The organism is Erythrobacter sp. (assembly GCF_038133525.1).
Classification (GTDB): domain Bacteria; phylum Pseudomonadota; class Alphaproteobacteria; order Sphingomonadales; family Sphingomonadaceae; genus Qipengyuania.
Genome location: NZ_JAYPTL010000115.1, coordinates 1 through 4,065, shown reverse-complemented (window position 1 = coordinate 4,065; position 4,065 = coordinate 1). Strand labels below are relative to the sequence as shown.

Here is a 4,065-nt window from a genome sequence, read left to right as displayed (position 1 = left end):
GAGTTCAAGGGTACCGGCAACAGCGAGATCGTGCTCGACCGCAAGGTCGCCGACAAGCGCATCTTCCCCGCGCTCGACGTGGGCAAGAGCGGTACCCGCAAGGAAGAGCTGCTGGTCGAGAAGGACAAGCTCTCCAAGATGTGGGTCCTGCGCCGTATCCTCATGCAAATGGGCACGGTCGACGCGATGGAATTCCTCCTCGACAAGATGAAGGATTCCAAGACCAACGAAGACTTCTTCGCGAACATGAACCAGTAAGCGAAAGGGCCGCTTCCCGAATAAGGAAGCGGCCCTTCTTGCATCGGAGGCGGTTAGGTCAGCCGGCCTTTTGCCGGTCGAGCTGGGCAGCCATCTGCTCCCACACCTTGTTCACCGCCTTGAGTGGGCGGACCATGACCTTGAAATCGACGATCATGCCATCCTCGTCGAAACGGATCAGGTCGATGCCGTTGACGTGGATGCCGTCCATGGTGGTCTGGAACTCGATCATCGCGTTCTCGCCGTCGACCAGCTCGCGGACATATTCGAAGCTGTCGTTGCCCAACGTCTGCCCCGCAGCGGAGAGGTAGGCGACGACAATCGGGCGGCCGACTTGCGGCGTATGGACCACGGGTGAGTGGAACACTGCATCGGGGTGGATGATCGCCGAAAGTGCTTCGGGCGAGCTGCCCGCTTTGATCACTTCGTGCCAGCGCTTGAGGCCCTCGCGTGCGGACATAGAATCTCTCTCCTCGTTTGAGCCGGAACGATGGCGCGAATTGAAGGGCTGGTCCAGTCCGCTTCAACCAAGGTGCTGGGCGAAGAATGCCGATGTTCGCTGATCCGCGAGTTGTGCGGCTTCCTCGGCGCGACGCTTGCCGAACTCGGTGGCGAAGCCGTGATCGAGCCCTTCGTAGTCGTGCAGGGTAACCTTTGGGTGGCCGTCCAGGCCTGCGTGCATGGCTTGCTGTGTGGCCTTGTCGACGAAGCCGTCCTCGGTCGGGATGTGCAGCATCAACGGGTGGGCGATCGCGTGCTTCTCGCCCAGCAATCCATCGATACCGACCCCGTAATAGCCGACGGACCCGTCGATATCGGTCCGCGCGGCGGTCATATAGGCCAGTCTCCCGCCAAGGCAGTAGCCGACGCAACCGACCTTGGGCACACCCTCGGTTCGGCGGATGTGGTGGATGGTCGCCTCGATGTCGCGGATGCCCTGGTCCTGGTTGAACTGACCCATGAGGGTGAGTGCACGCTGGAACTCGGGTTCGACATCGGGATCGAGCTCGACCCCGGGTTCAAGCCGCCAGAACAGGTCGGGTGCAACCGCAAGATAGCCCTCTTCGGCCAGCCTGTCGCATTTGCGGCGGATTCCGGCATTCACGCCGAAGATCTCCTGGATCACGATGATTGCGGCCCTGGGGGCGCCTGATGGGCGTGCAACATAGGCTGTGAAGCCATCCTGGCCCGAAAGCGTGGGAATCGTGGCGGTCTCGGTCATAGAGTCGATCTCCTCTTGCGCTGCGGGGCCTAGCGCTTGCGGCGAAGCTTTGGCAAACCCAGATAGGGCGTACAGCGCCACAACGGAGGAAGCGCCATGAAGGTCCATATCGAAATCGACTGCACGCCCGAGGAGGCGCGGACCTTCATGGACGTGCCCGATGTCGGCAAGGCCAATGACATCTCTGTCGACATGATGGCCAAGGCCAGGACAGGCGTGTCGAATACCGACCAGCTTCAGGAATATGCCAAACAGCTCGCGCCGATGGGGCAGGCGGGCTTCAAACTGTTCCAGAGCTTCATGGAAGGCGCGAACGCTGCCCGCGGCGGTTCGAGCCGCAGCAAGCCCTCCGACGAGGACTGAATCGGCCTGAGACAATGACTGATACGATTTTCGCCCTGTCGAGCGGCGCGCCGCCGGCTGGGATTGCGGTTATCCGGATCAGCGGGCCGGAGGCGGAATCGACGCTATCTGCACTGGTTGGCAAGTGCCCTGCTCCACGCCGCCCGTCGCTGCGACAATTACGCGATCAGCGCTCGGATCTTCTCGACGAAGCGTTTGTCATATGGCTCCCCGGTCCGGCGACAGCGACGGGAGAGGATCTCGCCGAGCTACATTGTCACGGGGGTAGGGCGGTCGTTAGCGCCGTGCTCGATTAGCTCGCAGCGCGCCCGTGGTTGCGCGAAGCAGAGCCGGGGGAATTTACGCGCAGGGCTTTTGCCAATGGCCGGATTGACCTGGCCGAGGCTGAGGGTCTGGCAGACCTGCTTACGGCAGAGACCGAATGGCAGCGCCGTGGAGCCTTGCTGGCTGCCGGTGGCGTGCTGTCGCGGCGTCTGGAACGATGGCGCGAGTCGGTCCTCCAGCTTTCGGCACAGGTTGAAGCGGTGATCGATTTTGCCGACGAGGATGACGTGGGCGAACTTCCCGCGGGTTTTGCGCAAGGGATAGGTGTGCTGGCGGATGCTATCGAGCAGGTCTTGTTGCGGCCTTCTGCCGATCGCTTACGCGAAGGGGTAAGGATTGTTTTCGCAGGACCGCCAAATGCTGGAAAATCTTCGCTTTTCAATGCATTACTTGATGAAGGGGTGGCGATCGTCTCTGCTGAGGCGGGGACAACCAGGGATGTGATCGAGCGACCGGTTTCGCTGGATGGCGTGCCCTTCACCCTCGTCGACACGGCGGGTTTGCGTGCGGAGGGTGTGGGGGAAATCGAGGCAATCGGGATTGAGCGGGCGCGCGAGCAGCTGGTTCGGGCACAGATTGTGCTGTGGCTTGGAGACCCTGGGGACCGCCCTGAAGGATCGATCCTGGTGCAAACCAAATGCGATCTTGGGATGGCTGAGGTCGATGGTGCCTTTCGGGTTTCCGCAGTTACCGGGGAAGGTCTTCCAGTCTTGGTCGAAGAGATAATTCGGATGGGTAAGGCGGCTTTGCCACCGCTTGGCAATATCGCGCTCAACCGGCGGCAAAAGGCGGTGGCGACTCAGGCGGTAGAGTGTCTCAAGCGGGCGGGTGAGATCCGAGACCCCTTGTTGGTTGCGGAAGAACTGCGGGCTGCACGTGCTGCCTTCGATGCTCTCAGCGGGAGAAACTCGACCGAAGACATGCTCGATGCGTTGTTTGGTCGCTTCTGCATCGGCAAGTGATGTTTCACGTGGAACACACGGCGCTTTGATTTCCGGCTTGGCGACGGTAGAGGGCCGCCTATGCATGATTTCGACATCCTTGTAGTCGGCGGCGGGCATGCCGGCGTCGAGGCGGCCTGTGCCGCCGCGCGGATGGGTGCGCGTACCGCACTGGTCAGTTTCGACCTCGATGCGATTGGTGCAATGAGCTGCAATCCTGCGATCGGTGGCCTGGGTAAGGGTCATTTGGTTCGTGAGGTCTATGCGCTCGATGGCATCATCGGGCGCGCGGCCGATGCCGGCGCAATTCACTATCGAATGCTCAATCGATCGAAGGGCAGTGCGGTGTGGGGTCCGCGGGTTCAGGCGGATCGCCGCCTGTTCAAGGCGGCAGTGCAATCCATGGTTGCCGCGCAACAGGACCTCTCGCTCATTGCCGGCGAAGTGGCTGCCTTGCGATTCTCCGGCCAGCGGGTGTCTGGTGTCGATCTGGCGGATGGTGTCCAACTTTCGGCCCAAGCGGTTGTCCTGTGTACCGGCACCTTCCTGGGTGGCGTGCTGTTTCGGGGAGAGGAGCGCTTCGTTGGCGGGCGTCTGGGTGAGAATGCAGCCCACCGTCTGGCCTCGCAATTGCGCGGAGCGGATCTACCCATGGGGCGGCTCAAGACGGGGACACCGCCTCGCCTCGATGGTCGAACGATCGACTGGGGTGTGCTGGAGGAACAGGCTTCGGACGATGAAGCCTGGACAATGTCGTCACTGACCGCTGCGCGGATGAATCCGCAGGTCTTCTGCGCAGTCACCCGCACAAATACCCAGGCGCATGACATCATTCGCGCCAACCTCGATCGATCACCCCTGTTTTCAGGTGCGATTGGTGCCGCCGGTCCGCGCTACTGTCCGTCGATCGAAGACAAGATCCACCGCTTCGGCGATCGCGATGGGCATCAGGTGTTC

At 61.7% G+C, this 4,065-nt stretch carries 4 protein-coding genes and 2 pseudogenes; 4 read left to right on the top strand and 2 right to left on the bottom strand.

From position 1 onward, the window contains the following. A pseudogene (locus AAFM29_RS16730) lies at nt 1–258 on the top strand (transcription termination factor Rho); the annotation flags it as partial. A 58-nt stretch (nt 259–316) separates the two neighbouring features. Here the strand turns inward: AAFM29_RS16730 and AAFM29_RS16725 are convergent. Together AAFM29_RS16725 and AAFM29_RS16720 are read right to left on the bottom strand one after the other, a co-directional pair. Beyond that, complete coding sequence (locus AAFM29_RS16725) at nt 317–718, bottom strand: nuclear transport factor 2 family protein (protein WP_341713884.1); 402 nt, start codon at nt 716–718, stop codon at nt 317–319. Between the two features lie 63 nt (nt 719–781). Then, nucleotides 782–1,480 carry a dienelactone hydrolase family protein gene (locus AAFM29_RS16720; RefSeq protein WP_341713883.1) on the bottom strand — a complete coding sequence of 233 codons (699 nt, stop codon included), beginning with the start codon at nt 1,478–1,480 and terminating at the stop codon, nt 782–784. A gap of 96 nt (nt 1,481–1,576) precedes the next feature. Between AAFM29_RS16720 and AAFM29_RS16715 the strand changes: the two genes are divergently transcribed. The 3 genes and pseudogenes from AAFM29_RS16715 to AAFM29_RS16705 all read left to right on the top strand — a co-directional run. Beyond that, nucleotides 1,577–1,843 carry a DUF6489 family protein gene (locus AAFM29_RS16715; RefSeq protein WP_341713882.1) on the top strand — a complete coding sequence of 89 codons (267 nt, stop codon included), beginning with the start codon at nt 1,577–1,579 and terminating at the stop codon, nt 1,841–1,843. A 14-nt stretch (nt 1,844–1,857) separates the two neighbouring features. Then, a pseudogene (gene mnmE, locus AAFM29_RS16710) lies at nt 1,858–3,129 on the top strand (tRNA uridine-5-carboxymethylaminomethyl(34) synthesis GTPase MnmE). A 60-nt stretch (nt 3,130–3,189) separates the two neighbouring features. Beyond that, a partial coding sequence (locus AAFM29_RS16705) for an FAD-dependent oxidoreductase (protein WP_341713881.1) occupies nt 3,190–4,065 on the top strand: 876 nt, incomplete at its 3' end.

Excerpts from the sequence above, each read along its gene's own strand:
- AAFM29_RS16725 (WP_341713884.1), bottom strand. The coding sequence starts at position 718 with ATGTCCGCACGCGAGGGCCTCAAGCGCTGGCACGAAGTGATCAAAGCG.
- AAFM29_RS16720 (WP_341713883.1), bottom strand. The coding sequence starts at position 1,480 with ATGACCGAGACCGCCACGATTCCCACGCTTTCGGGCCAGGATGGCTTC.
- AAFM29_RS16715 (WP_341713882.1), top strand. The coding sequence starts at position 1,577 with ATGAAGGTCCATATCGAAATCGACTGCACGCCCGAGGAGGCGCGGACC.